The organism is Streptomyces sp. NPDC001922 (assembly GCF_042891165.1).
Taxonomy (GTDB): Bacteria; Actinomycetota; Actinomycetes; order Streptomycetales; family Streptomycetaceae; genus Streptomyces.
This window is the reverse complement of sequence record NZ_JBIASV010000004.1, coordinates 405,442-431,509: the sequence shown is the minus strand read 5'-3', so window position 1 is coordinate 431,509 and position 26,068 is coordinate 405,442. Positions and strand designations below refer to the sequence as shown.

22 protein-coding genes and 1 pseudogene are annotated in these 26,068 nt (G+C 72.3%); 10 read left to right on the top strand and 13 right to left on the bottom strand.

Annotated elements, in window-relative coordinates; genetic code table 11:
• Positions 1–77: 77 nt before the first annotated feature.
• The 10 genes from ACFYYR_RS09675 to ACFYYR_RS09630 all read right to left on the bottom strand — a co-directional run bounded on the left by ACFYYR_RS09675 (position 78) and on the right by ACFYYR_RS09630 (position 5,675).
• Positions 78–362 carry a gas vesicle protein K gene (locus tag ACFYYR_RS09675; protein ID WP_351507438.1) on the bottom strand — a complete coding sequence of 95 codons (285 nt, stop codon included), beginning with the start codon at positions 360–362 and terminating at the stop codon, positions 78–80.
• 7 nt (positions 363–369) lie between these two features.
• A complete protein-coding gene (locus ACFYYR_RS09670) occupies positions 370–603 on the bottom strand; it encodes a gas vesicle protein (protein WP_388849131.1) in 234 nt (77 codons plus the stop codon).
• On the bottom strand, positions 600–1,478 hold the full coding sequence (locus ACFYYR_RS09665; protein ID WP_388849128.1) for a GvpL/GvpF family gas vesicle protein: 879 nt from the start codon (positions 1,476–1,478) through the stop codon (positions 600–602). The genes ACFYYR_RS09670 and ACFYYR_RS09665 overlap by 4 nt, the downstream gene beginning before the upstream one ends.
• Complete coding sequence (locus ACFYYR_RS09660; RefSeq protein WP_388849125.1) at positions 1,475–1,855, bottom strand: gas vesicle protein; 381 nt, start codon at positions 1,853–1,855, stop codon at positions 1,475–1,477. The genes ACFYYR_RS09665 and ACFYYR_RS09660 overlap by 4 nt, the downstream gene beginning before the upstream one ends.
• Before the next feature lie 36 nt (positions 1,856–1,891).
• Positions 1,892–3,166, bottom strand: coding sequence for an SRPBCC family protein (locus ACFYYR_RS09655; RefSeq protein ID WP_388849122.1), 1,275 nt, complete (start codon positions 3,164–3,166; stop codon positions 1,892–1,894).
• On the bottom strand, positions 3,159–3,860 hold the full coding sequence (locus tag ACFYYR_RS09650) for a DNA primase (protein ID WP_388849119.1): 702 nt from the start codon (positions 3,858–3,860) through the stop codon (positions 3,159–3,161). The genes ACFYYR_RS09655 and ACFYYR_RS09650 overlap by 8 nt, the downstream gene beginning before the upstream one ends.
• Entirely contained in the window at positions 3,857–4,147 is a 291-nt protein-coding gene (locus ACFYYR_RS09645) for a gas vesicle protein GvpG (protein ID WP_388849117.1), read from the bottom strand. Before ACFYYR_RS09645 ends, ACFYYR_RS09650 begins: the two co-directional genes overlap by 4 nt.
• A complete protein-coding gene (locus ACFYYR_RS09640; protein WP_388849114.1) occupies positions 4,147–4,881 on the bottom strand; it encodes a GvpL/GvpF family gas vesicle protein in 735 nt (244 codons plus the stop codon). Before ACFYYR_RS09640 ends, ACFYYR_RS09645 begins: the two co-directional genes overlap by 1 nt.
• Positions 4,878–5,306, bottom strand: coding sequence for a gas vesicle structural protein GvpA (locus ACFYYR_RS09635; RefSeq protein WP_388849111.1), 429 nt, complete (start codon positions 5,304–5,306; stop codon positions 4,878–4,880). The genes ACFYYR_RS09640 and ACFYYR_RS09635 overlap by 4 nt, the downstream gene beginning before the upstream one ends.
• Before the next feature lie 66 nt (positions 5,307–5,372).
• Complete coding sequence (locus ACFYYR_RS09630) at positions 5,373–5,675, bottom strand: gas vesicle protein (protein WP_388849108.1); 303 nt, start codon at positions 5,673–5,675, stop codon at positions 5,373–5,375.
• A 314-nt stretch (positions 5,676–5,989) separates the two neighbouring features.
• Between ACFYYR_RS09630 and ACFYYR_RS09625 the strand changes: the two genes are divergently transcribed.
• On the top strand, positions 5,990–6,205 hold the full coding sequence (locus ACFYYR_RS09625) for an I78 family peptidase inhibitor (protein WP_388849105.1): 216 nt from the start codon (positions 5,990–5,992) through the stop codon (positions 6,203–6,205).
• Between the two features lie 285 nt (positions 6,206–6,490).
• Here ACFYYR_RS09625 and ACFYYR_RS09620 read toward each other — a convergent pair whose 3' ends face one another.
• Positions 6,491–7,537: a phosphatase PAP2 family protein gene (locus ACFYYR_RS09620; protein ID WP_388849102.1), complete on the bottom strand. Its 1,047-nt coding sequence runs from the start codon at positions 7,535–7,537 to the stop codon at positions 6,491–6,493.
• Between the two features lie 574 nt (positions 7,538–8,111).
• On the opposite strand from ACFYYR_RS09620, the gene ACFYYR_RS09615 reads away from it, so the two are divergent.
• Together ACFYYR_RS09615 and ACFYYR_RS09610 are read left to right on the top strand one after the other, a co-directional pair.
• Entirely contained in the window at positions 8,112–9,809 is a 1,698-nt protein-coding gene (locus tag ACFYYR_RS09615) for an MFS transporter (RefSeq protein WP_388849099.1), read from the top strand.
• Positions 9,810–10,081: 272 nt separating this feature from the next.
• Positions 10,082–11,278 (top strand): acyl-CoA dehydrogenase family protein, encoded by a 1,197-nt coding sequence (locus tag ACFYYR_RS09610; protein ID WP_388849096.1) that lies wholly within the window; start codon positions 10,082–10,084, stop codon positions 11,276–11,278.
• Positions 11,279–11,425: 147 nt separating this feature from the next.
• Here the strand turns inward: ACFYYR_RS09610 and ACFYYR_RS09605 are convergent, their stop codons facing one another.
• Positions 11,426–11,860: a cell division protein SepF gene (locus ACFYYR_RS09605; RefSeq protein WP_388849093.1), complete on the bottom strand. Its 435-nt coding sequence runs from the start codon at positions 11,858–11,860 to the stop codon at positions 11,426–11,428.
• Between the two features lie 276 nt (positions 11,861–12,136).
• On the opposite strand from ACFYYR_RS09605, the gene ACFYYR_RS09600 reads away from it, so the two are divergent.
• Both ACFYYR_RS09600 and ACFYYR_RS09595 read left to right on the top strand, forming a co-directional pair.
• Positions 12,137–13,369: a DUF5685 family protein gene (locus tag ACFYYR_RS09600; protein WP_388849090.1), complete on the top strand. Its 1,233-nt coding sequence runs from the start codon at positions 12,137–12,139 to the stop codon at positions 13,367–13,369.
• A gap of 437 nt (positions 13,370–13,806) precedes the next feature.
• Positions 13,807–16,044, top strand: a pseudogene (locus ACFYYR_RS09595) (Tn3 family transposase); the annotation flags it as partial.
• A 22-nt stretch (positions 16,045–16,066) separates the two neighbouring features.
• On the opposite strand, the gene ACFYYR_RS09590 reads toward ACFYYR_RS09595, so the two are convergent.
• Complete coding sequence (locus ACFYYR_RS09590; RefSeq protein WP_388849087.1) at positions 16,067–16,657, bottom strand: TetR/AcrR family transcriptional regulator; 591 nt, start codon at positions 16,655–16,657, stop codon at positions 16,067–16,069.
• A gap of 122 nt (positions 16,658–16,779) precedes the next feature.
• On the opposite strand from ACFYYR_RS09590, the gene ACFYYR_RS09585 reads away from it, so the two are divergent.
• From ACFYYR_RS09585 to ACFYYR_RS09565, 5 genes are all read left to right on the top strand, one after another.
• Positions 16,780–18,123 (top strand): erythromycin esterase family protein, encoded by a 1,344-nt coding sequence (locus ACFYYR_RS09585; protein WP_388849084.1) that lies wholly within the window; start codon positions 16,780–16,782, stop codon positions 18,121–18,123.
• A gap of 224 nt (positions 18,124–18,347) precedes the next feature.
• The gene (locus ACFYYR_RS09580; RefSeq protein WP_388849081.1) at positions 18,348–19,322 is read left to right on the top strand and encodes a recombinase family protein; all 975 of its coding nucleotides are present in this window, start codon (positions 18,348–18,350) and stop codon (positions 19,320–19,322) included.
• Positions 19,323–20,282: 960 nt separating this feature from the next.
• The gene (locus ACFYYR_RS09575) at positions 20,283–21,311 is read left to right on the top strand and encodes an LLM class flavin-dependent oxidoreductase (RefSeq protein ID WP_388849078.1); all 1,029 of its coding nucleotides are present in this window, start codon (positions 20,283–20,285) and stop codon (positions 21,309–21,311) included.
• A 1,868-nt stretch (positions 21,312–23,179) separates the two neighbouring features.
• The gene (locus tag ACFYYR_RS09570; RefSeq protein WP_388849076.1) at positions 23,180–24,082 is read left to right on the top strand and encodes a S1 family peptidase; all 903 of its coding nucleotides are present in this window, start codon (positions 23,180–23,182) and stop codon (positions 24,080–24,082) included.
• A gap of 235 nt (positions 24,083–24,317) precedes the next feature.
• The gene (locus ACFYYR_RS09565) at positions 24,318–25,454 is read left to right on the top strand and encodes a slipin family protein (protein WP_388849315.1); all 1,137 of its coding nucleotides are present in this window, start codon (positions 24,318–24,320) and stop codon (positions 25,452–25,454) included.
• Positions 25,455–26,068 lie beyond the last annotated feature (614 nt).

Genomic DNA, 26,068 nt, shown 5'->3' with positions numbered 1-26,068 from the left:
CCGGCCCTGCCCTGCGGCACGGCATCCGGGGCCTCGGTGCGGGCCGGGCCGGTTCACCGGTTCCCGGCCCGCACCGGTCAGTCGCGGGGGAGGAGCGGCCCCAGGGGGCCGAGGTCGATGTTGAGGTCCTCCGGTTCCAGCCCGAACTGGTCCCGCAGCTCCTCCATCTTCTCGGCGAGCAGCATCAGGGTCAGCCCGATCCGCTCCTCCTGGTCCTCCGTCAGGTCCCCCTGGTCGACCCGGCGCAGTGCCTGACGTTCCATGAGCTGGCGCAGCAGCTCGATCAGGGTCAGCACCAGGCGCATCAGATCGCGCTCGACGGTGTCCCGGTCCAGTTCCAGCCGGTTGTGCGGACGTTCCACGCCGCCGTCACCCCTCTCCGGTGTCCCACGGCGACGGCACGTTCTCGTTCACCGAGCTGATGAGTGCGTGCAGATCGATCCGGACCAGATCGACGTCGGCGATCCGCAGCGTCAGGTCACCGGCGAGGACGACTCCGCCCGCGAGCAGCCGGTCGAGCAGGTCCACCAGCGCGATCTGCCGCTCCGCCATCGGCTCCGGGATCGGGGACGGGGTCGGGGTCGGGGACGGTTCGATGGTCATCGGGCCATCCCTTCCGCCCCGGCGGCACGACCGCTACCGGCGCCGTTCGTCGGGCCGCTGCTGTTCGCCGGGCCGGTGCCGGTGCCGGCGTACGCGTCGGAGTCGGCCGAGGTGAACGAGTACGGCGCCCAGGGCCCGGTCAGCTCGATCCGCAGCCCGGCGGCCCGGCCGGCCAGTTCGCTCACCAGCGAACGGAACGCCGCCGCCTCCTCCCGGTCCACGAGATAGGCGCCGTTGAGCACGTTCTGCCCGCTCGCCCCGGAGAGCCGGGAGTCCTGTGGGCGGTGCAGCCGGGAGCGCTCGGCGAGTCGGGCGAGCGCCTCGTGGGCCTCCCGCGCGCGGTCGTCGGCCTGCTGCCGGGTGCTCTCCTGCGCCTTGCGCTGCTGCTGTCGTTGCCGCAGGTAGTCGCGCCCGGAGGCGGGACGCGCACGGGTGCCCGCCGGGGCGGCGGAACCGTTCGCGGGGGCGGCCGGGCCGCTGTCCGTGTAGATCTTCACGCCCCACTCGTCCCGCCCTTCCAGCAGGGCGAACGCCGACCCGAAGCGCTCCCGTCCGGAGGTGAGCAGCTGCCGTACGCCCCGCTCGTCGCGGTAAACCGTGGCCAGCCGCAGCGGCAAGGCGCAGCCGGTCGCGGCGACCGCGTCCACCACGTGCTGATGCGCGCGGGCGGTCCGTTCCAGCCACTCGAGGTCCTCCAGGCGCGCGCGCAGCGGCGCCTCCTCGAAGTCGGCGGCGGGCACCGCGGTCACCGCCGCCGCGAGCCCGTCCTCCTCGACCACGGCCACCGGCGCCCCGCCGATGCCGCGCAGGTCCTCGGGCAGCCGGCAGTCCGCGGAGCGGGTCACCGCATAGACGTACTGCAGCAGCGCGGTCATGAGCTCTCCTCCCGCCGGTCCGGCTTCTTCCGCTGTTCGGACGCATCCGGCAGCTCTGGCTTCTGCCGCTCCGGATCCCGCTGCTCCAGGGCGGCGATCCGGTCGCGGAGTTCCTGGTTCTCCGCGGCGAGTTCCCGGCTGCGGCTGCCCGAGGACAGCGCCGGGTCGTGCTCCCACCAGTCGATGCCCATCTCCTTGGCCTTGTCGACCGAGGCCACGATGAGCCGCAGTTTGATGGTGAGCAGCTCGATGTCGAGCAGGTTGATCTTGATGTCTCCGGCGATCACGACGCCCTTGTCGAGCACCCGTTCCAGGATGTCCGCCAGGTTGGCGCTGCTGCCGGAGGAGCCGTACGGCTCGGGCAGGGTTCCCGTCATTCCCGCGGTCCTCTTCTCGTCCGCCGCGGCGGGAGGTCAGCGGGAGGCGCGGACGCGCTCCGGCTCCTCCTCGGCCACATCGTCGTCCTGGTACTCGTCGTCGTAGTCGCCGTCGTCCTCGTGGGCGTCCTCGGTCTCGTACGCGCCGTCGTTGTCGTCGTCGGCCTCGTACTCGTCCTCGGGGAGCTCCTCGTCCTCCGGCGCCTCGTCGTCGGCGTCGTGCCCGTCCTCGTCGTACGGCTCGCCGTCGTCGTCCTCGTCGTCCTCGCCTTCCGGATCGTCGTACTCGGCGCCGGCCTCCTCGGAGTCCTCGTGGTCCTCGGCTCCGTCGTCGAACTCCTCGTCCCCGGGCCCGTCGTCCCCGGCGGCGCCGTCCTCGGCGCCGTGTCCGTGCCCGGCGTCGGCGGGCTCCTCCCCGCGTTCCTCCTCCGCGCGCTCCTCCTCGGCCAGGGCGTCCTCGTGGCTGAGCACGACCTCGCCGTCCCGGATCTCGCCGCGCCACTCGCCGGTGGCCTCGCCGCGCATCATCAGGAAGCGGCGGAAGTGCTTGAGGTCGAGCCGGGCGCGACGGCCCTGGGCGCGCCAGATGTTCCCGGTCTTCTCGAACAGCCCCTTGGGGTAGTACTCGATGACCAGCAGCACCGTGGTGAGGTTCTCGCCCAGCGGGTGGAAGGTGACGACGCCCTTGGTGCTGCCCTTGGCGCCCTCCGAGGTCCAGGCGATGCGCCGGTCCCGGATCTGCTCGGTGGTGTTCGCCTTCCAACTGCGGCTGGACCAGAAGATCTTGGCGCGCCAGTTGGACGTCGTGTCGTCGGCGGACTCCACCCCCTGCACGCCCTTGGCGAAGGTGCTGAACTCCTGGAACTGCGTCCACTGGTTGTACGCCTCGCGGACGGGCACGCCGACGTCGATGTCCTCGACGATGGTGACGAACCGGCCCTTGCCCCCGCCGCCCTTGCGCTTGCCGCCGCCCAGGCCCTGGAAGGCGTCCTTGACCTTGTCCTTGAGGGTGTCCTTGAGGTTCGCCGCGCCGATCTCCACGGCCGACCGCACCGGGCCCTTGCCCTCGGCGAACTTCTTGCCGCCCTCCTTGGCCAGGTGGAACAGCCCGGGGCTGTTGCCCTCGGCGATGTCGTTGAGCTTCGTGGTCGCCCCGCCCAGCTTCCGGCCGGCGGATATCAACAGCCGCTGGGCCTGGGCGGCCGCGAACGCCGCGGCCTCCTCCTTGAGCCGGTCGGTGGCGGGGTTGCCCACCACGCTGTCCTTGAGGGTGGAGACGGGGTTGCTCGTGCCCTTCGGTCCGTCAGTCACGGTCGCCACCTCCGGTGCGCCGGCCGGTCGCCCGCCGGGCGGTGCCCGCGGTCTTCTTCGCGGCCGGCCCCGCCTTCCTCGCGGCCGACCCGGCGGTCTTCTTCGCCGGGGCCTTCCCGGAGGGGGCCTTCTTCGCCGCGGTCTTCCGGGAACCGCTCCCGTCCGGCCTGCTCCCGTCCGACCCGGTCCCGCTCTTCCCGCCGGTCCTCTCGGTCTTCTTCGCGGGACGCCGGCGCCGCGGCGCCTCCGGGTCCTCCGAGCCCCCGGAGGCGTCCTTCCCGGCGCGGTCGCCGCCGCGTGCCTCGTACGCGTCGTCGGCGGGCTTGTCGTCCGCCGTGTCCTCGTCGTCGTCCACCAGGCCGCCGGTGAGCTTGCCCGTGTCGATCCGGTCCCGGACGTCGAGGGTCCTGCCGTGCAGGTGGTCCGCGAGCGAGTTGAGCTGGCGGGTGACCAGGGCGCTCGTCGCGGCCTTCCCCACCCCTTGCAGATCCGTGCGCAGTTGGTCGCGGACCTCGGCCAGCTGCGGGTTCGCCCTGAGCTGTTCGGTGAGCGTCCCCACGAGCTGCTGCGGGGAGAGGTTGAGCCGCTTGCCCAGGACCATGCTGCCGACGCCGATGGCCAGTTTGGCCTTCTTCGTGCGTCCGAGCACATAGCCCGCGGTCACGGCCAGTGCCACTGCCAGTCGGTTCGTCATGGGGTCCTTCCCTCGTTCGCGGGGGGCACGACTCCGCTCCCCGGAGCCGCCGCGCGGCGCTGCTGTGCGACCTCGAGACGGTCCAGCAGCTCGTCCTCGCGCCGGTCGAACTCGGCTTCGTCGATCAGCCCTTGATCGAGCTGCTCGGCCAGGCTGCTCAGCTCCCGCTGAACGGCCGCCGGGTCGTAGTACTGCCGTTCCGCTTCCGCCACCACCTGCCGCAGCACCCAGCCCGCACCGCGGACGGGTGCTGCGGGCAGCAGGAGGATCTCGCCGAGGAGGCCCATTACGCGGTCGCCCGCTCCGTGGAGACGAAGCTGTACGGCGGGAGCGGTCCGGTCGCCTGCACGTCGAGCTGCGGATTGGCCTGCCGGAACTCCTCCACGGCATTGAGGAACGCCGCCGACTCGGCGCGGTCCAGCAGGAAGGAGAGATTCACCAGCCAGCCGGAGGTCTCCGGACCGTGGCTGTGCTGCTCGGCATGCGGCGCCAGCGCCGCCTCCACGGCCTTGGCGTCGTGCACCTCCCGCGTCTTGACGCCGTTCGCCACCAGCTCGCCGAGCCGCAGCTTGTCCTGGTACGAACCGCCGCCCGCCGCCCGGTTGGCCTCGGTGAGCGCGCGCACCTCGCTGTTCTCGTGCACCACCAGGCGGAGCACGGCCTCCTCGTGGTGCACGGCCTTCACGTTGTACTCGACCCGGCCGTCGAGCCGGCCGAGCTGCTCCCGGTAGTGCTCCGCCTGACCGGCGAGCGCGGCGCGCACGGCGGCGTCGTCGTCCGACAGGCTGCCGAACCGCAGGGGGAGCACGGCGCCCGAGGTGCCCGCCTCGGTCAGGACGTGCTGGTGCGCCAGCAGGTCACGGCGCTTGGGCCGCAGCTCGGCGGGAGCGTCGCTGACCACCGCGGCCAGGTCGCCCTCCCGCACGGTGCGGACCGGGTTCGGCGGGTCGCCGATACCGGCCAGCCCCTCGGGCAGACCCGGGTGCGCGGCGAGGACGATGCCGTAGACGTAGGTGCTCACTCCGACTCCTCCTTACGGCGGGACGTCGTGCGCCGGGGCCGTCGCGCCGGCTCCTTGTCACCGTCCGCCTCCGACTGGCCCTGCTTGAACGCCTCGGAGAGCGTCTCGGCGGCGCCGGAGAGCGCGCCCTTGGACTTGCCCTTCGCCCCGGACTCGGTGATCTCACCGACGAGGTCCGGCAGTCCGGGGTTCTTCTTCGGGCCCGACTCCAGGTCGAGCCGGTTGCAGGCCTCGGCGAACCGCAGGTACGTGTCGACGCTCGCGACCACGATGCGTATGTCGATCTTGAGTATCTCGATGCCGATCAGTGAGACCCGCACGAACGCGTCGATCACCAACCCGCGGTCGAGGACCAGTTCCAGGACGTCGTACAGGCCGCTGGAGCCGCCTGAACCCCCGGTCTGCTGCGCCGGGACAACGGACATGTCGAACCTTCCTCTCTCGCTTCTGCATGGGTGTGCGGCGGAGCCGGCTCCGGCCCCGACCCGGAGTCATCTCCGGTCGGAACGGCCGCGTTCGTAACGGCTCAGTCGGCGGTAGCCGGTGAGAGTGCCCTCCGGGTCCGTCGTGATCTCGTAGGACGCCATCAGGCTCATCGTGTCCGGCACCCGGGCCAGCTCGAGGATCTCCACTTCCACGATCCAGCCCTTCTCGGTGTGTTCGAGCCGGGTCACCGCCTCTGCCCGGAGGCCGGTCAGCTCGGCGAGCTGCGCCCCGGCTCTCCGGAGGACGTCCAACGCCGGGGGACGGCCGTCCGCCGCACTCTTCTCTGAGTTTTTCGAAGTGTCAGCCATCGTTGCCTCGCTGCATCGGGTACCACGTTTGCCGTGCGGCAAACATCGAGTTTCAGGCGAGCTCGAACGGCCTTTTCCGGGAACCGTGTCAGCCGTTTTCCCGGGTTTTTCGATAGCTATTGGACAAGGCGTCAGAAACGTAATTCGGCGACGAATGGCCGGAGTTCCCGAGCCCCCAGGAGGGCACGTACGGGTGACGCTGAGGTGATGAAGTCGACGCGACAGCTTGTGACACAAGCGTGACGACTCGCGGATCCGCCGGTCGCTCGGACGTGCCTTCCGTCACGTCTGCGGGGGCGCCTACGGTGGCCACCATGAGCGACGCATCGACCCCACCCGAGCCGACGGACGACGACTTCGAGGCCTATGTCGGACTTGACGCTTCCGCTGCCGAGGAGCGCGCCCGGCAACGCGGCTGGACCACCGTCCGCACCCTCCCGCCGGACGCGATCATCACCATGGAGTACCTGACGGGGCGCCTCAATCTGGCGGTCCGGGACGGCGCGGTCGTCCGCTGCTGGAAGGGCTGACCGGCACGGGGGCGGCGCCGGGCCGGTACGGCGGCACCGGGCCCGGTACCGCCGCTACGGAGACGGAACCGGTGCCGGGTGGCGCGCGGAGCGGCCCGGCCGGGCCGGGGAAGGACGCAGCCGGGAGCCGACGGAACCGCCGGCCCGGCCCGTCACGACGACCCGGACATCACGGCGAGCTCTCCCGACGCACGACGACGGCCCCGGCGCTGAGCAGAGCGCCGGGGCCGTGCGGTGCGGGGAGCCGGGGTGCGTACCGTCCCCGCAGCTCGGAGGTGCGTGGGGTCAGCCGCCCGCCCGTCCGCGCCCGGTCGCCGGGCCCAGGGGGGCGGTCCGCGGCGCCCGGTCGGCGTGCGGTGGCCTGCGGCTGCCGGTCGGGCTGACCGGGCTGCGCTCGGAGCGGCTGGTGTGCGGGCGGGCGGGGTGGTGCGGCCGGTTCTCCGCGCTCCGGGCGCTCTGGCCGCCGGAGCCGTGTCCGCTGCTCACGATGACCGGCTCCAGGCCGTGCGGCACCTTCTCCGGCGCCGAGGCGCGCGTCGTGACCAGGGGAGAGGTGCGGGCGCCCACCGGCGGCAGCGGCCGCGGTGCCAGGCTGCCGGTCGCGCGGTACCGGGCGCGGAGCTCGAAGATCCACGCCTCGACGGTGGCGATGGCCGGCTCGAACCAGGGCAGGGCCAGCAGCACGACCAGGCCCGCGGCCCAGCCCAGGAGCACATCGCTGACCCAGTGCGTACCGAGGTACACGGTGGTGGCGCCCACGCCGAGCGCGAAGACGGCGGCGACGACCGACAGCACCCGCCGGGCCCGCGGGGTGGTCGCCAGATAGGCCAGGATGCCCCAGGTCACCACGGCGTTCGCGGTGTGCCCGGAGGGGAATATGTCGCCGCCGGACCACATCTCCGCGGAGCCGACGGTCGTGGCGTAGTGCGGGCCGAGCCGCCCGAGGCCGTACTTCACCGCGCCGACGGTGATGTTGAGCAGGAGCAGGGCGACACCGAGCGCGAGGAGCGGTCGCAGCGTGCGTTGTCTCCAGGATCTCCAGCCCAGCCACGCGGCGACCAGCACGGCGGTCGGGCCGCGCTGGCCCAGCACCACGAAGTAGTCGAGGAAGGCGTGCAGCTCCGGCCACTGCTTGTAGGGCCGGAAGAGCATGACCTGCCAGTCCAGCCGGACGAGGTGGTCGCTCACGAAAACGGCCGCGACGATGGCCACGTAGAACCACACGGCCGAGCCGAACAGCACCGTGCGTGTCCGGCTCATCCGCGGCACATCGCGGTTGCTGGGTCGCTCCGGCTCCTGCTCCAGTCGGGCGAAGATTTGGTTGGTACGCACCCAATCGACGTTACAGGGGGTGAGCGGTGCCCCTGGCTCGAACCAGAGGGTTCGTGATGACGATGTGATGTGGCCCGGACCTCACCGAGACACGAATTCAGTGCGTCTCCGCAAAGCCCGAGCGCAGGCCGGATGAATTCCTCGAGGCCATTTTTCCGGCTCTCCGGCCCGCAAGGCGAGTGTGTTTACCCCGATGTGGCCGTGAATTGTCCGCACCGTTGCGGAACGGCCGGAACCGGAAGTTCCGGAAGGTTCGGGAGTGATCGTTGATCAAGGTTATGACCTGGCGGTTCCCGGACCGGGAAAGGTGTGCCGGGTCCGGCCGGCCGTCCGCGTTCCGGAGGGTGCCCGCTCCCGTCACGCCCTGTCGACTATCGGTCACCCCGGAGTCACCGGCGACTCGGGAGGGTCGTGACGGATACCACGCGCCCCCGGTGGCCGAGGTGGGCCGGGGCCCCGTCCCGGCGCCGCGACTCGCGTACCCTGACGATTCACTCGCGTTCGAAGCCGGGCCCGCCGGGCCGCAGTCCCGTCCGGGGCCCGCCGACCGAGCGGAATACTGGGAGGTGCGTACATGTCCGGAACGACCACGGCCCGCGACAAACGGGCGGCGGACGTTCCTCGGCATCGACGCGGCACGAGCGACCACGGGGCCAACCGCTGGGCCGTGCTCGTCGTCCTCTGCGTCAGCCTGCTGCTCGTCGCCCTCGACGCGACCGTGCTGCACGTCGCGGTCCCCGCGCTCAGCGAGGACCTGCGGCCGGGCTCCATCGAACTCCTCTGGATCGTCGACGCCTATCCGCTGGTCGCCGCCTCCCTGCTCATCCTCTTCGGCACCCTCGGCGACCGGGTCGGCCGCAGACGGGTCCTCCTCCTCGGCTACGGCCTCTTCGGCGTCGCCTCCGCCGTGGCCGCCGCCGCGGACAGCGCGCAGGTGCTGATCGCCGCCCGCGCCCTGCTGGGCATCGGCGGCGCGATGATCATGCCGGCGACGCTGTCGATCCTCCGGCAGGTCTTCCCCGACCGGCGCGAACGGGCCCTGGCCATCGGCATCTGGAGCGCCGTCGCCGCGGTGGGCGCCGCGATCGGACCGCTGCTCGGAGGCTTCCTGCTGGAGCACTTCTGGTGGGGCTCGGTCTTCCTCATCAACATCCCGCTGATGGTCGTCTGCCTGCCGGTCGGCCGCTGGCTGCTGCCCGAGTCCACCGGCGACCGCAACGGCCCCTGGGACGTACTGGGCGCGCTGATGGCGGCGTTCGGCCTGTTCGGCGTGGTGCTGGGGGTGAAGCGGGCCGGCGGCGGCGAAGCCGTCCTGCACCCGCTGACCCTGATTCCGCTGCTCGCCGGAGCCCTGCTGCTCATCCTCTTCGTCCGCCGGCAGCGCCGCCGCGAGCACCCGCTGGTGGACCTGCGGATGTTCGCCCGCCCCGCCTTCGGCACGTCCGTGGGCTGCATCGTCGTCGGCATGCTGGCACTGGTCGGCCTGGAGCTCATCGCCACCCAGTACCTCCAGCTGGTCCTCGGGTTCTCCCCGCTGGAGACCGGGCTGCGCATGGTCCCGCTGACCGTCGCCGCCATGGCCGCCGGGCTCCTCGGCTCCCGGATGCTCCAGCGCTTCGGTCCGCGCGCCATGGTCTCCGCGGGCTTCGCGCTCACCGCCGCCGCCGTGTTCTCGCTGACCCTCATGGGAGCGGACGACCGGCCCTGGCTGCTGACCGTCGCCCTGATCCTCCTCGGCTTCGGCCTGGAGACCACCCTCTTCGGCGCCTACGAGTCGATGCTGAGCGAGGCTCCCGCCGCCGACGCGGGCGGCGCCGCCGCCATCGGCGAGACCTCCTACCAACTCGGCGCCGGTATCGGCATCGCCCTGCTCGGCAGCGTCATGAACGCGGCCTACGCGCCGGGAGTGTCCGCCGTGACCGGTGTGCCTGACGGGGCCGGGCGGGCCGCGGGGCACTCGCTCGGCGAGGCGTACGAGGTGGCCGACCGGCTCGGCGGCCCCGCGGGCACCGCCCTGCGCGCCGCCGCCCGCCAGGCCTTCGTCCACGGCCTGCACGTCACGCTCGTGGTGAGCGGCGTCCTGCTGCTGCTCGGCGCCTGCGCCGCGCTGCGCCTGCCCCGGTCCATGGAGGAGTACGGCGACGGCCCGGAGGACACCGACGGCCCGGCGGCGGAGCGCCCCGGGGCCACCGGGTCCGGCCGTGCCGTGGACGGGCTGCCCGGCCAGCAGAACCGCGGTCGCACCCGGGTCGGCGCCGACCAAACGGGCTGAACCACTCGGGCTGACCAGGCGGACCGGACGGCCCGTCCTCCCGGGTGGGCACCGGCGCGCGGCCGGACCCGTCGGCCCCCGACGCCTCACCCGCAGGGGCCGGCCGCTACGTCCGGCCCAGGAGGGGCGAGCCGGGTGACGCCCGGTGGGGGAAGGCCCCTGCCAGGGGTGGACGACGGGGGTTACCGCGCCGTAGCGTCAGGGCCGAACGGGATGATCACAGCGCCCGGCGCGAGCCGGTGGCGGCGCCCTACCGAGCCGGAGGCCGACCGATGTCCGCAAGCCGCACCCTGCCACCGTTCGACCCCGATGACCCGCTCGGGATCGACGACCTGCTCGGCGAGGAGGACCTCGCCGTCCGCGGGACCGTACGGCAGTGGGCGGCCCGGCGGGTGCTGCCGGAGATCGCCGACTGGTACGAGCGCGGCGAACTGCCCGATATCCGTGAACTCGCCCGGGAGCTCGGCTCCGTCGGCGCCCTCGGCATGTCCCTCGACGGCTACGGCTGCGCGGGCGCGAGCGCCGTGCAGTACGGCCTCGCCTGCCTCGAACTGGAGGCGGCAGACTCGGGCATCCGCTCCCTGGTCTCCGTGCAGGGCTCGCTGGCCATGTACGCCATCCACCGCTACGGCTCCGAGGAGCAGAAGCAGCGCTGGCTGCCCGGCATGGCCGCCGGCGAGATCATCGGGTGCTTCGGACTGACCGAGCCCGACGTCGGATCCGACCCGGCCGCCCTGCGCACCCACGCCAGGCGCGACGGCTCGGACTGGGTGCTCACCGGCCGCAAGATGTGGATCACCAATGGCTCGGTGGCGGGCGTCGCCGTGGTCTGGGCACAGACCGAGGACGGCATCCGCGGATTCGCCGTACCGACCGACGCCCCCGGCTTCTCCGCCCCCGAGATCAAGCACAAGTGGTCCCTGCGCGCCTCGGTCACCAGCGAACTCGTCCTCGACGAGGTCCGGCTGCCCGCCGACGCCGTGCTGCCCTCGGTCACCGGACTCCGCGGGCCGCTCAGCTGCCTCAGCCACGCCCGGTACGGCATCGTCTGGGGCGCGATGGGCGCGGCGCGCAGCTGCTTCGAGGCGGCGGTCGACTACGCGAAGACCCGCGAGCAGTTCGGCCGGCCGATCGGCGGCTTCCAGCTGACCCAGGCCAAACTCGCCGACATGGCGGTGGAACTGCACAAGGGTATTCTGCTGGCCCACCATCTGGGGCGGCGGATGGACGCCGGGAAGCTGCGGCCGGAACAGGTCAGCTTCGGCAAGCTCAACAACGTGCGCGAGGCGATCGAGATCTGCCGTACGGCCCGGACCGTCCTGGGCGCCAACGGGATTTCGCTGGAATACCCGGTGATGCGGCACGCCACCAATCTCGAATCGGTGCTCACCTACGAGGGCACCGTGGAAATGCACCAACTGGTGCTGGGCAAGGCCCTGACCGGACTGGACGCCTTTCGCGGGGACTAGCGGGGACCAGAGGCCACGGCTTGTGCCGATGCTGCCGCTTCCACGGCCGGTGAAGCGGCAGCCGTCGGGCGATGGCCGGGGGCGCGACGGCGGTGAGCGGCCCCGGCGGTCAGCTCCGGTCGAAGCTGTCAGCTCTGGTCGAAGCTGTCAGCTCTGGTTGAAGAAGCCGTCGCTCCTGCGCCCGGCGTCGCCGCTCACCACCTGGTAGTCGGCCGGAGTGAGCAGGAAGACCCGGGTGGCGACCCGCTCGATGGATCCGCGCAGCCCGAAGGTCAGTCCGGCCGCGAAGTCCACCACCCGCTTGGCGTCCGACGGCTCCATGCCGGTCAGGTTGACGATGACGGGCACGCCGTCCCGGAACAGCTCGCCGATCGCCCGCGCGTCCCGGAAGCTGTCGGGAGTCACCGTCGCGATCCGGGTGCCCTGCTCCTGCGCCGCCTCGTCGGCCACCTGCACCCGCGGGTCGGTCACCCAGGCGTCGACGGGCTCCGGCCCCTCCGCGTAGTCGTCGTCGTAGTAGCGGTCGTCATCGTTGTCATCGACGAGGCCCAGCCAGGCACTCGCCTTGCGCACCGATCCCATGAACGCCTCCTCCCTTGCACGCGGTCTCTGCTGTCCGCCCCTCCATGGTCGTCCATGATGCGGATGTTGCGCCAAGCGAATAGACCCCGCGCAGGGGTTTCGTGACGGTACTGGTGCACAACGGGTGGTGAGGAATCAGGGTTCCGCCTGCGCAGGGCAGCTGACGGGGCGCTGGTGGAAAACCACCCGCCCGGACGGGTGACGTGGGGGGCGTCTGGGTGATCGGCACGATCGCTAACATGCCCTCAGCTGCAAAACGTATGTACAGGGGGAGTCTTGTTCGGAATAGTCAGGCCGTGCCGCCACCGTCTCTCCGAGGGGTTGCGGACGCAGTGGATGGCCCATCTCTGCGGACTCTGCCTGGCGTTGCGTGGCGCGCAGGGCCAGTTCGCGAGGATCGCCACCAACTACGACGGCCTGATCGTCTCGGTGCTCGCCGAGGCACAGTCGGAGCGGTCCGGCGCCTGGCGGCGCACCGCGGGACCGTGTCCGCTGCGCGGGATGCGCACCGCCTCGGTCGCGCAGGGGGAGGGGGCGCGGCTGGCGGCCACCGTCTCCCTTGTACTGGCCTCCGCGAAGATGCGCGACCACATAGCCGACGGGGACGGGATGCTGCGGCGCCGCCCGGTGGCCCTCGCGGCCCGGAAGGTGGCCGCGACCTGGGACCGGGCCGGCGCCCGCACCGGAGCCGGCCTGGGCTTCGACACGGCCGTACTGCTCGACGCGGTGGACCGGCAGGCCGGGATCGAGGCCTCCGCGGGCGCGGGGACCCCGCTGCTGCGGATCACCGAACCCACCGAGACGGCGACGGCGGCGGCCTTCGGCCATACGGCCGTACTCGCCGGACGGCCCGGCAACATCGCGCCCCTGGAGGAGGCGGGCCGGCTCTTCGGCCGGCTGGCCCATCTGCTGGACGCGGTGGAGGACCTGGCGGACGACGCCGCGACCGGCGCCTGGAACCCGATCACCGCCACCGGTACCGACCTTGCGCAGGTGCGGCGGCTCTGCGACGACGCCCTGCACGGGGTGCGGCTGGCGCTGCGGGACGTGACCTTCGCGGGGGACGGCGCGGGCCGGCTCGCTCATGTCCTTCTCGCCCACGAACTGCGGCAGTCGGTCGACCGGGCCTTCGGCAGCTCCTGTTCCCACGCGCAGCACGGAGCGCCGCAGGGCTCCCACCCGCACGGCGAGCCGCCGCAGCCCTCGCCGTGGATCACGGAGCCGTACGGTCCCGGCCACGGCGGTCCGGGAGGCGCGCCGCCCGAGCCGCCCCGCCGGGGGCGCGGGCTGATCGCCGGGTGCGCCGTGTGGACCGGGCTCTTCTGCACCTGTCAGGTGTGCTGCCGGGACCCGTACGAGGACCCGTGGAACGGGCGGAGGCGCGAGGGCTGGTGCCACAAGTTCTGCGACTGCTGCGACTGTTGTGAGGGCTGCTCCTGCGTTGACGGATGCAGCTGTTGTGGTGACTCCTGCGAATGCTGTGAGTGCTGCGGGTGTTGCGAGGGCTGAACGTCGGGCGCCGGCCCGTGTGTTCCCAGGACGCGGGGCGATCCCGCACCCGTACCCGGTGCGGGTGTTCCGGCGCCGGGTGCGTGCGGGCGTGGACTCGACCGGCGACGCGGCCGGGATCGGTGGCCGTGCGCTGAGCCGGTGAGCCGGCGGGCCTTTGGGCGCGCCGGCCGGGGCGAGGGGGTGCCACGGAGGGGACACGGCGGGGGCCGTGGGTGGCGCCCGCCGTGGTGGCCGGCGCCGGCTGTGTGAGGGCGGAGTCGGGAGGCGCTGCGCGGAGCCGCTTCCGGTACGGGCGAGGCCCCCGGCCTCGGGGAACATCGGTACAGCCGTTATCGGTGAGAACGATCACGGTCGGCTAGCACACTGCCCGGCGGTGTCGCCGGGGTTCGGCGAAAGGCCGTCGGACGCGGGCGGGCGGTGGCTACGGTCCGGCCGTGCCGGTGGAGTTTTTGACTGATGAGCAGACCGAGGCGTACGGGAAGTTCGCCGAGGAGCCGACCTGCCCCGAGCTGGAGCGGTTCTTCTTCCTGGACGATGTCGACCGCGATCTGATCGCGCTGCGGCGTACGACGCACCACCAACTCGGGTTCGCCCTGCAAATGTGCACGGTGCGGTACGTGGGCCTCTTCCTGGAGGACCCGCTCGACGTGCCGTGGCCGGTAGTCGAGCACCTGGCCGCTCAGCTCGGCATCGAGGACGCGTCGATGGTAAAGCGTTACACCGAGCGGCGGCAGACCCTGTACGACCACGCGTGGGAGATCCGGGACGCCTACGGCTACCACCCGTACGAAGACGCCGCGTGGTCGCGGCGGTTCCGTACGTTCCTGCACGGGCGGGCGTGGACGCACGCGGAGGGACCGATGACGCTGTTCAACCAGGCCGTGGGCTGGCTGCGCCGTCACCGGGTGTTGCTGCCTGGGGTGTCGGTGCTGGCCCGGCAGGTTTCCGAGGCTCGCCTGGTCGCGGAGAAGCGCTGCACGCCACGGTCGCCAAGGCCGCCCACCGCGCGGACCCGGCACTGCCCGGGGACCTGGTCGCGACGCTGAAGACGCCGGAGGGCAGGCGCGTTTCGGAGCTGGAGCGGCTGCGCCGGCCGCCGACGCGGACGACGGGCACCGCGTTCGCCCGCGCGCTGGAGCGGGTGGATGAGATCTCCGCGTTCCAGCTCGGCCGCCTGAAGCTGTCGCAGATCCCGCCGAACCGGCTGGCGGCGCTGGCGAGGTACGCGCTCGGGTCGAAGGCGCCGTTGCTGGAACGGGCGGCGGAGCCGAAGCGTACGGCAATGCTCACCGCGGTGATGCGGCACCTGGAGGCGAAGGCGATCGACGAGGCCCTGGATCTGTTCCAGGTGCTCATGGCCACCCGGCTGATCAGCACGGCGAAGCGGGCCACGGACAAGGAACGGCTCTCGACGCTGCCGCAGCTGGAGAAGGCGTCGCGCACCCTCGCGCGGGCGGCGAAGGTGTTGTTCGAGGAGCTGGAGCTGGTTGAGGAGCAGGGCACGGACGTGGATGTGGCCGCGCTGTGGACGGCGGTGGAAGAAGTCGCCCCCCCGGGCCGCCGTATTGAACGCGGCCGCGACGATCGTGTCGCTGGTGCCGCAGGACGAGGACTCGGCCGAGACCGCCATGCGCAGCGCGCTCGCGACCCGGTACAACACTGTGAAGCCGTTCCTGTCGCTGCTGGGTGAGTCGAAGGCGCTGAGCGCGGCGACGGGCGGCAAACGGATCCTCACCGGAGTCAGAGGGCTCCCCGCGCTGGCCCGGCGGAAGGTGAGCGTGAAGCCGCTGCTGCCGCGCGAAATCGACGACAAACTCGTGCCGCCGGCCTGGCGCAAGGCGGTGTACGCCAACCCCGAGCTGCCGCAGGGTGCGGTGGATAGGGACGCGTACGTGGTGTGCGTGCTGGAGCAGCTGCACCGAGCCCTGATACGCCGGGACATCTTCGCCTCCCCGTCGCACCGCTGGTCCGACCCGCGCGCGAGGCTCCTGGACGGCACGGAGTGGGAGGCCGTCCAGGAAGACGTGCTGGCCGGGCTGAGCTTAGACATGCCCGTCGAGGAGCACCTGACGGAGCTGGTGCGCGCTCTGGACGCGGGATGGAAGCAGCTGGCCGAACGCCTCGAAGAGGCAGGGCAGGCCGCGAAGATCAGCATCGAGGTGCAGGACAACGGCCGGGTGAAGCTGAACGTGGACAAGCTCGGCGCGCTCGGCGAACCGAAGTCCCTGACCTGGCTGCGCAAGCGGGTCGAGAAGATGCTCCCGAAGATCGACCTGCCGGACCTGCTGTTCGAGGTCCACTCCTGGACCGGCTTCCTCGACGCCTTCGTGCACCTGGGCGACGGCACCACCCGCATGAAGGACCTGATCACCTCGGTGATCGCGCTGCTCGTCTCGGAGGCGTGCAACATCGGCCTGACGCCGGTCGTGAACCCAAGCTACGAGGCGCTCACCCGGGCCCGCCTCGTCCACGTCGATCAGTACTACCTGCGCGCGGACACCATCGCCGCGGCGAACGGGAAGCTGATCGAGGCGCAGTCGCAGGTGCCGATCGTGCAGTTCTGGGGTGAGGGCCTGCTCGCCTCGGTCGACGGGCTGCGGTTCGTCGTGTCCGTGCGCACCATCAACGCGGCGCCGTCGCCGAAATACTTCGGGTTCAAGCGCGGGGTGTCACACGTCGGACGGGACGTCTCTCCTATGTGTCCGAGTTGACGATGCCGGTGAGAGCCTGCAGGCCAGTGACGATCTCGGACGCGCCGGGGGCCTGCTCGGGGTCGGTGAGCCACTGCGTCATCAGGCCCGTGAACAGGGCCATCTGCGCGGCGCCCAGGGAGCGGGCGGCAGCGTCGTCGATCTCGTCCTCGGGCGCGCTGAGCAGCAGGGCGGCCAGGCCCCGGCGGCCCTGGGCTTGACCGCCGGCCAGGTAGTGGCGCAGATCCTCGGAGTGCTCGGCCTGCAGGAGGGCCTCGATCGTCGCCAGCCACAGGGTCCGGTCGTCCTGGAAGGACTTGATGATCGCGGTCCACATCGCCTCGTAGCGCCCGGCCGGGCTGCTCCCGGTTTCCCCGAAAGAGGCCAGCGTGCGGCCGATCCGTGTGCCCCACTCGTCGATCGCCTCGATGAGAGCGGCGTTCAACAGCGCCTCACGGGAGCCGAAGTGGTAGCCGATGGCGGCCATGCTGACGCCACCTGCGGCGGACGCGATGTCGCGCACCGTGGTGCGGGCCCAGCCCTTCTCTTCCAGGCAGCGCCTGGCTCCCGCCAGCAGATCCTCGCGATTTCCCATGCCAGGAACCCTACCCGATGATTAGATCGATCGTCTTAGGCGTGAGCCTAAGACGATCGTCTTGTGCGTTCGCGCAAATCTGTTCTACAGTCGTGCCGAATCCACCAGCCAAGGGAGATGCCATGAGCCGCGCCCGCCCCGTCAGTCGACGCCGCCTGCTCGGCCTGGCCACCGCCGCCGCCCTCACCGCAGGAACCCTCAGCGCCAGCGCCGCCGCGGCAGAGACCTCACCGGCCGCGGGCCCGGTGGACGCCCTGAACCGCAGCGCGCACCCCCTCAGCGACCTGGACGCCCTCGCTCGCATGGTCGGCGGCGCCCGCATCGTGGGCCTGGGTGAGGCCAGCCACAGCGGCCACGAGTTCTTCACCCTCAAGCAGCGCGTCTTCCGCCACCTCGTAGCCGCCAAGGGCTTCACCACCTTCGCCCTGGAGGCGAGTTGGAGCACCGGACTGCGCTTGGACGCCTATGTCACCCGCGGCGTCGGCGACCCCGACCAGATCATGCGGGACGAGTTCCAGGGCCAGTACGTCTTCTGGAACACCCAGGAGTACCTCGACCTGATCCACTGGATGCGTCGCTACAACGTCGCCCACCCCGACCGGCCGCAGCTGCACTTCGTCGGCAACGACCTCGGCTTCCCGGGCAAGACCGCCTTCGATCAGGTCTCGGCGTACCTCACCAAGTACCGCCCGGACCTGACCCGCGACACCGCGGCTTCGTACGACTCCCTGCGCCCGGAAGCCGACACAGAGGCCGGTCCGTGGATGGCCCACCAGCTCTACGCCAAGAGCGCGACCGAGCGGAAGGCCGACGCCGACGGGGCCGCCTCCGCCCTCGCGCTGCTGCGCGACCGGGGCCGCCCGCACGGCGCCGACAGGCACAGCCGGGAGGCGTACGCCTGGGCGGTGCAGAACGCCACCGCCATCGCCCAGAGCTTCACCGGCTACGCATTCCCCGACGAGCAGTTCTCCGAGCGGATGCGCTACCGCGACCAGGCCATGGCCGCCAACACCACCTGGTGGCTGCGCCACCGAGGCGGCAGGATCCTGCTCGCCTCGAACAACGGCCACATCGCCTACACCAGCGACAACCCGGCCGAGTTCCCCGAGCCCACCGGCGCGTTCCTGCGCCGCCAGCTCGGCGACGACTACGTCAACATCGGCCTGACCTTCAACGAGGGCACCATCAACGCGCTGCCCGACTACACCGCGCAGCAGCCCAAGACCTACACCGTCACTCCCGCCCCGGAAGGCCACAACGAGAACACCCTCGACAAGGTCCGCTACCGCGACTTCAGCATCGACCTGCGCACCGCGCCCGCGGCGGCCCGAACCTGGCTCGACACTGCTCGCCCCACCCGCTCCTACGGCCTGTACTGGTCGACCGACGACCCGGGCACCGCTCTCAACCGGTCCTACGACATCCTCATCCACCTGCACCAAGTCGAAGCCGGCCGCCTTCGCTGACCCGACCAGGCAGGACAGCAAGGCAGACAGCCACGGGCGGCGGCCGAACTGGCAAGAGGCGCGCTTGCGCAGCGCGCGCCTCTCACAATCGACCCTTTGCCCGAGCAAGATCAAAAAGAGCCGCGCGGAGATCGAGAAACGCCAGTTCGGTTCGCAGAACCCGTTTTCACCCAAAGGTGGGTTCGGGGCACTTCTGAGAATCGTTTGTGACAGCAGCGGGGGGCATGACGGTCCCTCAAGAGGCTTCCCCGAGCGACGCCTACGACGTCGAGCGGCACCCCTGCCCACGATGCAAGGCCGACCCCGGATCGCCGTGCCGCTCGCGCTCCGGCGCGGTCGCCGGCACGTACCACACCGGCCGCTTCACCAAGGTGCCCCGGCTCGCCAAGCTCCTGCGCGTACCCACCCCCGCCGACCGCGGTCCCGGCCAGCCGTGGCGCCCCGGCACCCTGGTCCCGCTCGCCCTCGCGCCGGACACTCCGACCGCCGACATCCGCATCGGGTACGCGCGGTGCTCGACGCTCACCCAGGAACTCCAGTCGCAGCTCGATGCCCTCGCCAAGCACGGCGTCCCACGCGGCAAGGTGTTCTCCGAGAAGATCAGCACCCGGGTACGCGTCCGCCCGCAGTTCGAGGCCGCGCTCGAGCTGGCCCGTCAGATCAAAGCCCATGCCCCGCACTGCCGGGTCATCTTCACCGTGTACGAGATGAAGCGCCTGGGCCGCGACGCCGCCGAACTCACCGCGCTCGCCGACCACCTCACCGCCCACGGCCTAGTCCTGGAGATGCTCGCCGGGCCCCTGCCCGGGATGTACGACCCGAGCGGGCCGGGCCGTCTGCTGTTCGCGTTCTTCGCCGCGATGGCGGAGACCGAGCGGGAGAACATCCGGGAGTCGACCCTCGAAGGGCTGGATGCGGCGGCCCGCAAGGGCAAGCACGGCGGCCGCCCGCCCGTCATCACCGAGGACATGCTGCACACCGTGCTGCGGCGCCGTGCGAACGGCGAGTCGGTCGAGCAGATCCAGCCCGACCTGATCATCCCCACCGGCAAACGCAAGGGCCAGGCCCCCAGCGTCGCGAGCATCTACCGCGCGCTCGCCGAACACGAGAAGCAGGAGGCGTACCCCGAAGCTGTCGCCCAGGCGCACGCCGACTTCGCCGACCTCCAGGACGCCGACGACATCCCCCGACCCCGGTGAGTCCGCATCCGCCGCCTGGACGACCCGCTCACGGCCGAAGAAGCAGACCTCCGCCAACGGCTTCAGACCCAGCCCCACCCGAACGGGGAGACCTCCACCTCGGAACCATGATCGTTCTCACCGATAACCGCTGTACCGATGTTCCCCGAGGCCGGCCCCGGACGTGCGAAGGCCCGGCAGGGTGAAGGCCGGTATGTGCGAAGTCCGGTGCTGCGGAAGCCCGGCAGGTGCGGAGGGGCTCGGGCGCGGAGTCAGTCCGAACAGGACGACGACCACACCCGACCGAAGTCGATGTGGTGTCGCGTGACGAGCCGGTGACCTGCCTGCATGGGCCAAGTGGAACAGCAGTCCCACGTGACGTCAACTGCCCCCGGCGCAACGGCTCACAGTGCGGACAACCTTGACAGCGGACCGTGCGCACCGCATAGCCTCGGTGCCCGGCCGTGCTGAGGGGCGCGGTCGGGCTGTTGCTGTGAGGGCGTCCGCCACCCGTGCTCGATCCGTAGCCGACGGAGCCTTTGCATGTCCGTGTCGCCGGACACCGTGTTATCGAACGCCTTCGCCGTCCCGGTCCCTGTTCCCGCTCCGGTTCCAGGGGTGTCGGGCATCCGTGGCGGTACCGGGCCGTGGCCCGCTGTCCCTGCCGTGATTCCGCTCGCCGCGCCGACGGTCGACTCCGCGGTCCGGAAGGGAAGTCGGCCGCCGCGGCTCTCCGTGCCTCCGGGGGACTGTCGTGCCCGTCCGGATGGTCCTGCCGCGGTGCGGTGTCCTGCCGTCCGCGGTGGCGATCCACCGGGCGCCGACGACGGGCGCGGCGCGGTGGCCGGTGGTGTGCGGCGGTCGGTACGGGGCCGCCCGCGCACGGGCGCACTCTGCTCCGCGCGCGCCCTCCGGTCCGTGCCGGCTGCCGTGTCCCCTCGCTGAACCTCTTCTTGCCACCCCCTCTTCCGAAGGATGACCATGCCCGGACCGACCCGACCGCTCCATCTGGCCGTTGCTCTCGACACCGCAGGATGCCAAGAGGCCGATATCTACGTGGAGTTGGCCCGTCTCGCCGAACGCGGCGCCCTGGACTTCGTCACGCTCGACGACAGCGCCGCCCCCGCCGGAGAAACCGCCGGCCGTCTCGACGCCCTCGCCGTGCTGGCCCGGGTCGCCCCCGCCACCGAGCGGATCGGCCTCGTACCGACCGTCTCCGCGGAGCGCACCGAGCCCGCCCGGGTCGCCGCGTCGCTCGCCGCGCTGGACCGGGCGAGCCGGGGCCGTGCGGGCTGGACCGTCGACGTCGCGGCGCCCCGGGCCGCGAACCGGCCGGCCGGCGCGCGCCCGGCCGCCGAGGCAGCACTGTGGGCCGAGGCGGACGACGCGGCCGGGGCCGTCGCGCGGCTGTGGGACAGCGGGGAGGACGGCGCGGAGGTGCGGGACACGGTGGCCGGGCGCGTGGTCGGCCATGACGGGCCGCGGCGGGGCGATTCCCCGAGCGCGTTCCGTGCCGTGCGCGGACCGTCGGTGCTGCCCCGGTCGCCGCAGGGCCGCCCGGTGATCGCCGTCGACGCGACCACGGGACCGGGCCGGGAGACCGCGGCCCGCCATGCGGACCTCGTCCTGGTCCGCGCCGAGGACCCCGACACGGCGCGCGCCGTCGGGGAGGAACTGCGCGACCGCGCTCGTGCCCACGGCCGGGAGCCGGGCCGTCCGGCCGTCTTCGTCTCGCTGCCCGTCGAACTCCGCACCCCGGCCGACGCCGTGGGGCTCGCCCACCTCATCGGGGACTGGTACGCGGCGGGCGCCGCCGACGGCTTCCACCTGCGGCCGGCCGACACCCGCCGGGACCTGGGGCTGATCGTCGACGGCACCGTGCCCGTCCTCCAGCACCGCAGCCTGCTCCGCCGCTTCTATCCGGGCTCCACCCTGCGGGAGCACCTGGGGCTCGGATACCCCGCCGGCCGGTGTGCGGCGGTGGGGGGAGCGCCGGTCGCCGGGCGCTGATGCCCGCGCCGGGAGCCGCGGGTGACCGGCACCCCGGCCGCGGTGGCCGGGCGCGGCGCCTGCGGACGCCTGCGGACGACTGCGGAAGTCCGCCGCCAGGTCCGACGGAGTCCGGCCGGGACGGCGTCGCGGGACGGGCGCGCGGAGTGGCCGTGCGGAGTGCGCTGGGGGAGCCACGGTACGGCTGACGTTCCGTCCGCATACCACAGATCCTGCCCGAGCGGCTGGATGAGATGGTCGACCGGGTGGAGCCGCTGCTTCAGGAGCGCGGCGCGTTCCGGACCGCGTACGAAGGTGCGACGCTGCGGAAGCACCTCGGCCTTCGTCGGCCCGTACGGAAGGACTCCACCCCGGCATGGAATGGGACCGCCCCGGCATGGCATGGGGCCGCATGAGCGCGCAGCGGCAGCGGGCGGCGTGGCCCGCTCGCGGTGCCGCGTGTGCTGTGCCGGTCCCGGGTGTGCGGGCGTTGCCGGAACGCGCGCCTCTTCCGGCGTTCCCGGCCGTCCCCATGGGCCCGGCCGCGCCGGCCGCGCTGACTGCTCGGTCCGCGCCGACCGCGCCGGCCGTGCCCGCGATTCCGGCGCAGCGGCGCGGTCCGCGCGCTCGCCCGGAGCGGCGCAACGGCCCCCGGGGCGCCGGTAACTGCCGGGCCACGGAGCGCCGGGTCACGGAGCATCGAGTCACGGAGCGCCGGGTCGCGGAGCGCCGAGTCACGGAGCATCGGGTCATGGAGCGCCGAGTCACGGAGCATCGGGTCACGGAGCGTCGGGCCGTGGGACGTCCCGCGGTGCCGCGCCCCGCCACACGTCTTCCCGACCGCCATCGCCCGGCCCGGCATCGCCTCCGCACCGGGCTGCGCCGCCCCGTCGCGGAGTGCCGCGTGCCGGAACGACGGGGCGGTCTCCCCGAGTTGCCCGGTGGCGTCCCGACCGGCCGGATCCGTGGGCCGGAGCCGCTGGACGGCCGATCGGAGGGGCGGATTCCGGACACTCCTGCGCGCTGGATGGACAACGGCCGTCCGGCTGTGCCCCCTCCCGCCGCAGCCGGCGCTTCCGCCGCTGTCGGAGATCCGTCCGGTGGGCCCGCCCGGCGCTCCGGGGTGACCGAGGAGCGTGCCGCGCTCGCGGGTTCGCCCCTCGGCGGCGGCGCCCCGTGGCTGGTCGTCCCCTGTCGTCGCGGAGCGGACGGGAGTTCGACGACAGGACCCAGCGGTGCGGCGCCCGCGGCCCCGCCCTCCGGCCCGCGCCGTCCGCCGTCCGCCATAGCCCGGCCGTACGGCGGACGGCGCACGGCCCGGGTGCCCGCCGCCGACGGCCCTCGAGGAGCGGACCGGGCCCGGGCGCGACGCCGGACTCCGCCCCGGACGAGCCGAGAACACCCTTCGGGCGGCAGCCGAGACGGATGGGACGCAGTGGATCGTCTTCGCCGATGCGATCAGTGGCAGCGGGAGTCGCCGCTGCCGCCGGTCCGGGCTGCTCCCGGCCACCGCCATCGCGGTGGCCTCGGCCGCCGGGCGTCCCCGGCCGCCGTCGTGCCCCGTTGCCGGGGCCGTGCGGCGCCCCCTCCCGCCCTCTGTGAACACCGCTCCCTTTGCTGTCGCGGCGGGGGAGCGGAGCCTGCTGACCCACCGGCCCGTCCGCGCGCGGGCCGGGGGCCGCGGGACCCCGGTGGCCACCGGTCGCCGAGGCCCCGCTGCCTGCGCGGACCACGGCTGAAAGGCGCTCTTGCGGCCCGGGGCGCGGCGGCCGAATACTCCCCCCAGCGCTTGTCAGGAGCACGTCCAAAATGACTCCGGAGTGCTCTCCGACTGCGCCTCACGGGCCTGCCCACCCAAGCGGACCCCCGATTCCCCACTGGAGGAAGAAGTGAGGATCAAGCGCATCACCCCCCACTCAGGCATCGCGAGACGCGCACGGCTGATCGCCGTCGCCTCCGGGCTCGTTGCCGTCTCGGCGTTCGCGGTCCCCGCCGCCAACGCCGAACCCCCCGCCCCCACCTACAGCGCGGCCCAGCTCACCGAGGTGAGCGACGCCGTACTCACCGCCGATGTCGGCGGTACCGCCTGGCACGTCGACAAGGAGACCGGCCGGGTCGTCGTCACCGCGGACAGCACCGTCTCCAGCGCCGAGATCGCGAAGATCCAGCGCCAGGCCGGCCGGGACGCCGGTGCGATCAGCATCGAGCGCACCCCCGGCAAGTTCACCAAGCTGCTCTCGGGCGGCGACGCCATCTACGCCGACGGCTGGCGCTGCTCGCTCGGCTTCAATGTGCGCAGCGGCAGTACCTACTACTTCCTGACCGCGGGCCACTGCACCGACGGCGCGGGCAACTGGTACACCAGCGCGGCCCGCACCACGGTCATCGGCCCGACCGCCGGGTCCAGCTTCCCCGGCAACGACTACGGCCTGGTGCGCTACACCAACAGCTCGATCAGCCACCCGGGCACCGTCGGCAGCCAGGACATCACCAGCGCCGCCGACGCCACCGTCGGGATGTCCGTGACCCGCCGGGGCAGCACGACCGGTACCCACGGCGGCACCGTCACCGCACTGAACGCCACCGTCAACTACGGCGGCGGCGACATCGTCTACGGCATGATCCGCACCAATGTCTGCGCCGAGCCCGGCGACAGCGGTGGTCCGCTCTACTCCGGCAGCCGTGCCGTGGGTCTGACCTCGGGAGGCAGCGGCGACTGCACCTCCGGCGGGACGACCTTCTTCCAGCCGGTCACGGAGGCGCTGAGCGCGTACGGCGTGAGCGTCTACTGATTCCGCGCCGTCCGGCGCCCATCGCACCATCCCCTCCAGCCGTCCCCGGCCCGGTCTCCCACCCCCACCCCGGAGAGTCCGCGGCCGGTGACGGACGAGCCCCCGCCCGGTGTTCCGGGCGGGGGCTCGATGGCTGCTCACCGCCCGCTCACGGTTCCGCGGCGCGGGATTATCGTGGACAGCAGAGGCCCTCAAAAGGGGCATGACCCACAAACCAGACGGGCGGGTGGCCGTGATGGTCGAGCAGCTCGTGACAGCGGCAGTCGTGGCACTCTGCTGTGTCGCGGTATACCTCCTGGCCGCGGCGCGCGTGGTCAAGCAGTACGAGCGCGGGGTCGTCCTCCGGCTCGGGCGGCTGCTGCCACAGGTGCGGGAGCCGGGATTCACCATGATCGTCCCGCTGGTGGACCGGCTGAACAAGGTGAACATGCAGATCATCACCATGCCGGTGCCGGGACAGGAAGGCATCACCCGGGACAACGTGACGGTGCGGGTCGACGCCGTCGTCTACTTCAAGGTCGTCGACGCCGCCGACGCGGTCGTCCAGGTCGAGGACTACCGCTTCGCCGTGTCCCAGATGGCGCAGACCTCACTGCGCTCCATCATCGGCAAGAGCGAGCTGGACGATCTGCTGTCCAACCGGGAGAAGCTCAACCAGGGCCTGGAGCTGATGATCGACAGCCCCGCCCTCGGCTGGGGGGTGACCGTGGACCGGGTCGAGATCAAGGATGTGTCGCTCCCCGAGACCATGAAGCGGTCCATGGCCCGGCAGGCGGAGGCCGACCGTGAGCGGCGGGCCCGGGTCATCAACGCGGACGCCGAGCTGCAGGCCTCGAAGAAGCTGGCGGAGGCGGCGCAGCAGATGGCGGCCACTCCGTCCGCGCTCCAGCTGCGGCTGCTCCAGACGGTGGTGGCGGTCGCCGCGGAGAAGAACTCCACGCTGGTGCTGCCCTTCCCCGTGGAGCTGCTGAGGTTCCTGGAGCGGGCCCAGCAGGGGCCGTACGCCCCGCAGCAGGAGGTCGAGACGGCGCCGCGGACTCCGGTGGCCGCGTCCGGCCCGGTTCCCGACGGTGCTTCCGGATCCGCTTCCGGTGCCGCGACGGGTCCGGCTGCCGGCGCCGCGTCCGAGGAGGCGGCTGCTGCCGCGCCGACCGCAGCTGCCGGTGCCGAAGCCGGTGCTGCCGCCGCTGCCGAGTCCGGGGCGGCTTCTCCGGCGGCGGCCCGAGCCGGGCGGGAGGCCGCCGGGGCGTCCGACTCGCCGGCCGACGCGGCCGCACTCGCCGCCGACGATCCCCGCTCCGGCGGCCGGCCGGACGCCCGTGCCGACGGCGACGGTTCGGCGGCCGGACCGCCCGCGGCCGGGGTCCGGTGACGCCACAGGTGTGAGGCGGTGAGGTCCTGACCGGGGCGGACGGTCCGCCCCGGTCATGCGTGCGACGGGGTGTTACGGCCGGTGACCTGCGGTCCGGTCGATGATCCGGGGGCATGGGCATGGGCATGGGCATGGGCATGGGCATGGGGTTCCGCACGCTGATCACGTTCCGGTTCGGCGGGCCGTTCAGGCTTCCTCTCCGTGTGCCGCCCTCCGTTCCGTGCGTCCGCGGGTCCGCGAGGTCGCCGTCAGCCGGGTACCGGTAGCGGTTTCCCACAGCTCTCACCCCGCAGCTCTCACCCCGCAGCGGTCCGCCGTCGGACCGGTGCGGTGCGTCGGCCGATGTGCTGCGGCCGCCGTCCGTCGTCTCCACGACGGACATAGCGTCGCAATGCCTCCCCGGGCGGACGCCGCCCTTGTGGCTTCGTACACACGACCGGAACCCGACCTTGTGTGTCAGTGGGGGACCTGGGCATACTCGGCGCGCCAATTGGCATGGACGCGACTCCTTTTCGGTGGTCCCGTCCTCATCTGTACGTATGTGCCAGGTGTGCGTGATGTGCACCCTCCGGGCCGAATGCTCCCCACGGCAGGCCCAACCCCCCACTGGAGGT

Excerpts from the sequence above, each read along its gene's own strand:
- ACFYYR_RS09670 (WP_388849131.1), bottom strand. The coding sequence starts at position 603 with ATGACCATCGAACCGTCCCCGACCCCGACCCCGTCCCCGATCCCGGAG.
- ACFYYR_RS09665 (WP_388849128.1), bottom strand. The coding sequence starts at position 1,478 with ATGACCGCGCTGCTGCAGTACGTCTATGCGGTGACCCGCTCCGCGGAC.
- ACFYYR_RS09660 (WP_388849125.1), bottom strand. The coding sequence starts at position 1,855 with ATGACGGGAACCCTGCCCGAGCCGTACGGCTCCTCCGGCAGCAGCGCC.
- ACFYYR_RS09650 (WP_388849119.1), bottom strand. The coding sequence starts at position 3,860 with ATGACGAACCGACTGGCAGTGGCACTGGCCGTGACCGCGGGCTATGTG.
- ACFYYR_RS09645 (WP_388849117.1), bottom strand. The coding sequence starts at position 4,147 with ATGGGCCTCCTCGGCGAGATCCTCCTGCTGCCCGCAGCACCCGTCCGC.
- ACFYYR_RS09635 (WP_388849111.1), bottom strand. The coding sequence starts at position 5,306 with ATGTCCGTTGTCCCGGCGCAGCAGACCGGGGGTTCAGGCGGCTCCAGC.
- ACFYYR_RS09630 (WP_388849108.1), bottom strand. The coding sequence starts at position 5,675 with ATGGCTGACACTTCGAAAAACTCAGAGAAGAGTGCGGCGGACGGCCGT.
- ACFYYR_RS09625 (WP_388849105.1), top strand. The coding sequence starts at position 5,990 with ATGAGCGACGCATCGACCCCACCCGAGCCGACGGACGACGACTTCGAG.
- ACFYYR_RS09615 (WP_388849099.1), top strand. The coding sequence starts at position 8,112 with ATGTCCGGAACGACCACGGCCCGCGACAAACGGGCGGCGGACGTTCCT.
- ACFYYR_RS09610 (WP_388849096.1), top strand. The coding sequence starts at position 10,082 with ATGTCCGCAAGCCGCACCCTGCCACCGTTCGACCCCGATGACCCGCTC.
- ACFYYR_RS09605 (WP_388849093.1), bottom strand. The coding sequence starts at position 11,860 with ATGGGATCGGTGCGCAAGGCGAGTGCCTGGCTGGGCCTCGTCGATGAC.
- ACFYYR_RS09590 (WP_388849087.1), bottom strand. The coding sequence starts at position 16,657 with ATGGGAAATCGCGAGGATCTGCTGGCGGGAGCCAGGCGCTGCCTGGAA.
- ACFYYR_RS09585 (WP_388849084.1), top strand. The coding sequence starts at position 16,780 with ATGAGCCGCGCCCGCCCCGTCAGTCGACGCCGCCTGCTCGGCCTGGCC.
- ACFYYR_RS09580 (WP_388849081.1), top strand. The coding sequence starts at position 18,348 with ATGACGGTCCCTCAAGAGGCTTCCCCGAGCGACGCCTACGACGTCGAG.
- ACFYYR_RS09575 (WP_388849078.1), top strand. The coding sequence starts at position 20,283 with ATGCCCGGACCGACCCGACCGCTCCATCTGGCCGTTGCTCTCGACACC.
- ACFYYR_RS09565 (WP_388849315.1), top strand. The coding sequence starts at position 24,318 with ATGGTCGAGCAGCTCGTGACAGCGGCAGTCGTGGCACTCTGCTGTGTC.